The organism is Ruthenibacterium intestinale (genome assembly GCF_040096265.1).
Taxonomy (GTDB): domain Bacteria; phylum Bacillota; class Clostridia; order Oscillospirales; family Ruminococcaceae; genus Ruthenibacterium; species Ruthenibacterium komagatae.
This window is the reverse complement of record NZ_JBBMFA010000070.1, coordinates 1-4,473: the sequence shown is the minus strand read 5'-3', so window position 1 is coordinate 4,473 and position 4,473 is coordinate 1. Positions and strand designations below refer to the sequence as shown.

The window sequence follows — 4,473 nt, the reverse complement described above, 5'->3', positions numbered from 1 at the left end:
CGGAATTGGCAGACGCGCTAGATTCAGGTTCTAGTGAGGGCAACTTCATATGGGTTCAAGTCCCTTCATCCGCACCAGGTCAGGTACCCGTTCGGGTACCTGATTTTTTTATATCTGTATGTCAGGAGGAAATGCGATGTTACTCATTCAAAACGGACACATCAAGTCCATGGCCGGCCCCGATTTGGAGCGGGGCTGCGTACTGATCGATGACAACGGGATCATCGCCGCTGTCGGGCCGGAGCTGGAGGCTCCCGCCGGCGCGCAGGTGATTGACGCAGGCGGCCGTCTGGTCACGCCCGGATGTGTGGAAGCGCACTGCCACATCGGTCTGGACAATGAGGGCATGGGCTGGGAAGGCCACGACTACAACGAAATTGTGGACCCCATTACCCCGCAGCTGCGCGCCATTGACTCCATCAATCCCCAGGACGAGGCGTTCGGTCTTGCGCTGCGCGGTGGCGTGACCTGTGCGTGCACCGGTCCGGGAAGCGCCAACGTGGTGGGCGGCACTTTTGTGGTTCTGAAGCTGGCCGGCAAACGTGTGGACAACATGATCTTGAAGGACCCGGCCGCCATGAAATGCGCGTTCGGCGAAAATCCCAAGCGTTGTTACGGCTCCAATATGAAAAAGAGCCCCATGACGCGCATGGCCACCGCCGCGCTTTTGCGGGAGCTTTTGTTCAAGACCCGCCGCTACCGGGACGACAAAGCCGCCGGGAAAGACCCCGCCTTTGACATGAAACTGGAAGCCATGATCCCTGTGATCAACGGTGAAATTCCTTTAAAAGCACACGCCCACCGCGCCGACGATATTCTGACGGCGGTACGCATCGCCCGGGAGTTCCATGTAAAAATCACGCTGGATCACTGCACGGATGGCTCTCTCATTGCGGACGAACTGGCCAAAGAAGGGCTCCCCGCTTTTGTGGGCCCCTCTCTGGGCGGAAAGAGCAAGATCGAATTGCTGAACAAGAGCTTCCGCACACCGGCTGACCTGCACGCTGCGGGCGTCAGCGTCAGCATTATTACCGACGCGCCTGTCATTCCCCTGCAGCATCTGCCTCTGTGCGCCGGTCTGGCCGTCAACGCCGGGCTGGAAGAAGACGAAGCCTGGCGCGCCATCACCATCACACCGGCCACGCAGCTGGGTGTGGGCGACCGGGTGGGCAGTCTGGAGCCCGGCAAGGACGGCGATGTGGTCATCTGGACTGCCGACCCGCTGCGCACGGTGGGAGGCGAGGCCGCAATGACCATTGTAAACGGACAGGTGGTTTATTCTGCACTGTAACAGTGCACCTGTTTCACGGATAAAGGAGTACATTCATGACAACACAACAGCGTTATGACGCCAAACGAAAACGCCTTCAGCAAAAGCTGGAGCGGCTGGACCACCAGGAAGAGCGTGCTCTGCAGCGGGAAGCTCGTCACGATGCCCAGATTGCCCGGGACCTCGCGGGTGTTCCCGGCCATTTTGCCCACGGACTGAATTTCTACAAACTATTCTGGATGTTTTTTCTGTGCTGCTTCCTCGGCGTTGTGATCGAGACGGTTTTCTGCTGGGTCGTCTCGGGACATTTGACCCAGCGCACCGGCCTGGTATGGGGCCCCTTCAATTTAATTTACGGCATCGGAGCCGTTTTGCTGACCATTTGTCTGCGCCCCTTTATCGGAAAAAGCGACCGCTGGATTTTCGTGGGAGGTTCGGTTCTGGGCGGCGCCTTCGAATATTTCTGCAGCTGGCTGCAGGAGACGATTCTGGGCACGGTCAGCTGGGACTACTCCGGCTATCCCTTCAACCTGAACGGCCGCATCAACCTCCTGTACTGCCTGTTCTGGGGCGCGCTGGCTCTGGTGTGGATCAAGGAGATTTATCCGCGGCTGAACGGGTTCATCGAACGGAACGTCTCCAAGGTTTACGGTCTGACGCTGACCTGGATTCTGATCGTATTCATGCTGGCCAATTCGCTGGTCAGCGGCGCGGCAGTCCTGCGCCAGGCGCAGCGTTACGATGGGATCCCCGCCACCAGCGGCTGGCAGCAGCTCATGGACAAACAGTATCCCGACGAGCGCCTTGCCAAAATTTATCCCAGCATGGTGCGAACGGACTGAAGTTTCTGTTAAAAAGAGCGTGCAACAAACCGTTGCGCGCTCTTTTCTTTTCATTTTGAGCCGTCTGTGCTAGGATGTGGGCAGAAAGGAAGGATTCACCCATGTCAAAACCGCTTGCAGAAATTCTGCGCACCGCCCGCCAGAATAAAAGTCTCACGCAGGAACAGCTGGCCGCGCAGCTGTATGTGACGCGCCAAACCGTGAGCAGCTGGGAAAAAGGGCGGACGGAACCCGACCTGGAAACACTGCGAAAGGTGTGCCGGGCGCTGGACCTGTCACCAGAGGAACTGCTGCTGGGCAGTTCTGCTCCCGAGGGCGGAAGCGCTGCGCTGATACGCTCTGCCTCGGTTTGCTTCTGGAGCATGACGGTGCTCTGTCTATTGCAAGGTATTCTGGCATGCGTTTTGCGTTCGCTTACGCCCGGCCTCTACGCCGGCCTGTTGTTTCTCTGCCAGGTGACGTTCTATCCCATTTTTTCCTACATGCTTCGGCACCGGGATTATACGCTGCTGGCAGGTTACGATGCAAACGCCGCTTACGATTTTCCGGCACTGCGACACATGGTGGCCCTGCTGCACGTCAGCTGGGCCGCCAACGGCCTGCTGGCAGCCATTCTGGGTGGCCTGCTGTTTGTTCTTCCGCCTGCCCTTCCCTGGCTGATTCTGGTTTATATGACCAATCTGTGCGTCACGGCTCTGGTGATTGAGAATAAATACAGCGAGCAGGTGCATCTGCCCGGCTCCCGGGACCGAAGTTTGGCCCGGATGACAAAATGGAGCACCCTGCTGGGGGTTCTGATGCTTCTGACCGGCGTTGAATGGGGTGTGGCGCTTTGCTTTGTCACCGACCCGCAAACACTTCCCATCGGGCCGTTTCTTCTCTCCCTCTTTGGCCAGCAAATCTGCGGCGGACTGCTTCTGTTCAGCCAGAACCGGGCTGCCCGCAGCGCCGTGAATCAGGGGGTGGAATCCTGCCCCCTGACACGCACTTCCCGCCTCAGTCTGGCTGCGTATATTCTTCTGTTCCTCTGGATGACTTGGGTGCTGCTGTGACTTTTCTTTTGAATAAAAATGCGGTATACTGATAGCCGAAGGAGGGATGTTCATGCGCCGCCGTGTTTCTGTCAAACCGGGAAAGGGCCCATCCGCGTTGGGATTTGTTGTCGGCCTTGCGTTTGTGGTCATTGGGGTGACGGTTGTCATTCCTTCCGCCGGGCTTTTCGGGCTGCTGTGGACGGGCGTTGCCATTGCAATCTGCGTGATGCACGGAATCAATCTGTTCTCCAAAAAAGGGATCTCCACCCACGAGCTGATCGTGGATGATGCGGACCGCTCAGTGGAGCAGCGTCTGGAGCAAGTGCGCGCATTGTACGAGCAGGGCCTCATCACACAGGCCGAGTACGAAGAAAAGCGAAAAGAGCTGCTGGATCAGCTCTGATCCAAAGGGAGGCATTTTTTGTGAAAAAAGTCGGATTTATTGGATTGGGTGTCATGGGAACCGCCATGGCGCAGAACCTGCTGAAGGCAGGCTTCGAGGTATTCGTTTGGGCGCGTCACCCTGAAAAGGCTCAGGCCACCCTGGACAAGGGCGCTCATTGGTGCGATACGCTGGCGGACTGCGCCCGCGGCCGGGACGCAGTGATCACCATGGTGGGCTTTCCCCAGGATGTGCGGGAAGTATACTTTAGTGAGGGCGGAATTCTGGACAACGCGGACAAAGGCACCCTGCTGATCGATATGACCACCACCAGCCCCCGTCTGTCCGTAGAGATTCACACCGCAGCAATCCAAAAAGGACTGCGGGCGGTAGACGCGCCTGTTTCCGGCGGTGATGCCGGCGCCCGGAATGCCACATTGTCCATCATGATGGGCGGCGACAAAGCCGACTGCGAGGCCTGCATGCCCCTGTTTGAGGCCATGGGCAAAACCATTGTGTACGAGGGACCGGCCGGAAGCGGCCAGCACACCAAAGCTGCCAACCAGATCGCGCTGGGCGGGGCCATTGCCGGCGTGTGCGAAGCCATCAGCTACGCCAAAGCGGCCGGGCTGGATGTCCAGACCATGCTGAACAGCATCAGTCAGGGTGCGGCGGGCTCCTGGCAGATGAGCAATACCGCACCCCGGATGCTGAAAGGGGATTTTGCTCCGGGCTTTTATGTGAAGCATTATGTAAAAGATTGCAATATCGCGCTGGAAGAAGCCGGGGAACGCGCACTGAGCCTTCCGGTTCTGCAGACCGTGCGGGACATGTACGCACAACTGGAAGCGGACGGCCTGGGTGACGACGGAACGCAGACGCTGATCCACTATTATGAAAAAAAGTGATAAAACCCAAAGGCCGGGGCCGTGCTTGACGCACGGC

General features: G+C 58.1%; 5 protein-coding genes. All 5 read left to right on the top strand.

Features of this window, described 5'->3' with window-relative positions; translation table 11 throughout:
* Positions 1 to 136: 136 nt before the first annotated feature.
* The 5 genes from WMO24_RS05305 to WMO24_RS05285 all read left to right on the top strand — a co-directional run bounded on the left by WMO24_RS05305 (position 137) and on the right by WMO24_RS05285 (position 4,436).
* Positions 137 to 1,291 carry an amidohydrolase gene (locus tag WMO24_RS05305; protein ID WP_349215283.1) on the top strand — a complete coding sequence of 385 codons (1,155 nt, stop codon included), beginning with the start codon at positions 137 to 139 and terminating at the stop codon, positions 1,289 to 1,291.
* A 35-nt stretch (positions 1,292 to 1,326) separates the two neighbouring features.
* The gene (locus WMO24_RS05300; RefSeq protein WP_349215282.1) at positions 1,327 to 2,112 is read left to right on the top strand and encodes a putative ABC transporter permease; all 786 of its coding nucleotides are present in this window, start codon (positions 1,327 to 1,329) and stop codon (positions 2,110 to 2,112) included.
* Between the two features lie 101 nt (positions 2,113 to 2,213).
* Positions 2,214 to 3,164, top strand: a complete 951-nt coding sequence (locus tag WMO24_RS05295; protein ID WP_349215281.1) for a helix-turn-helix transcriptional regulator — start codon at positions 2,214 to 2,216, stop codon at positions 3,162 to 3,164.
* A gap of 52 nt (positions 3,165 to 3,216) precedes the next feature.
* Complete coding sequence (locus WMO24_RS05290; RefSeq protein WP_349215280.1) at positions 3,217 to 3,549, top strand: SHOCT domain-containing protein; 333 nt, start codon at positions 3,217 to 3,219, stop codon at positions 3,547 to 3,549.
* A gap of 20 nt (positions 3,550 to 3,569) precedes the next feature.
* Complete coding sequence (locus tag WMO24_RS05285; protein ID WP_349215279.1) at positions 3,570 to 4,436, top strand: NAD(P)-dependent oxidoreductase; 867 nt, start codon at positions 3,570 to 3,572, stop codon at positions 4,434 to 4,436.
* The last annotated feature ends 37 nt before the right edge of the window (positions 4,437 to 4,473 follow it).

Excerpts from the sequence above, each read along its gene's own strand:
- WMO24_RS05300 (WP_349215282.1), top strand. The coding sequence starts at position 1,327 with ATGACAACACAACAGCGTTATGACGCCAAACGAAAACGCCTTCAGCAA.
- WMO24_RS05295 (WP_349215281.1), top strand. The coding sequence starts at position 2,214 with ATGTCAAAACCGCTTGCAGAAATTCTGCGCACCGCCCGCCAGAATAAA.
- WMO24_RS05290 (WP_349215280.1), top strand. The coding sequence starts at position 3,217 with ATGCGCCGCCGTGTTTCTGTCAAACCGGGAAAGGGCCCATCCGCGTTG.
- WMO24_RS05305 (WP_349215283.1), top strand. The coding sequence starts at position 137 with ATGTTACTCATTCAAAACGGACACATCAAGTCCATGGCCGGCCCCGAT.